A 437-nucleotide genomic window follows, 5' to 3' on the forward strand; every position below is an offset into this window, starting at 1 on the left:
CCTCGTTTCCTGGCTCGACCAGGAGCAGAGTGCAGCCGGCCTTCTCGACGACGCGGAGCTTGCGATGTTCCGCGCCAAGAAGGCGGGCGGCAACCGCGTCGAACCATTCCGCCCGGCTTTCAGAACCTCTGGCTCAGACCGCCTGCAGCTCGAGGCGGACCTCAAGCGAGCGATCGAACGCAAGGAACTTTCGCTCGTCTACCAGCCGATCGTCCGGCTGAACGACGCCGAGATCGCCGGCTTCGAGGCGCTGATGCGCTGGGATCATCCGAAGCGCGGCAACGTCTCGCCGACGGAGTTCATCCCGATCGCCGAAAATTCCGATCTCATAAATCAGCTCGGCATGTTCGCCTTCGACAAGGCGACGAGCGATCTCACCGATTGGCAGATACAGACGGGCGACCTGCCGATCTTCGTGGCGATCAATCTCTCGAGCG

1 protein-coding gene is annotated in these 437 nt (G+C 62.5%); it reads left to right on the top strand.

Features of this window, described 5'->3' with window-relative positions; genetic code table 11:
• Window positions 1–437: EAL domain-containing protein (locus tag O7B34_RS32030; protein ID WP_337149744.1), on the top strand; the 437-nt coding region annotated here is incomplete at both ends.

Origin of the sequence: Mesorhizobium sp. Cs1299R1N3 (genome assembly GCF_037179625.1) — a bacterium.
Lineage (GTDB): Bacteria > Pseudomonadota > Alphaproteobacteria > Rhizobiales > Rhizobiaceae > Mesorhizobium > Mesorhizobium salmacidum.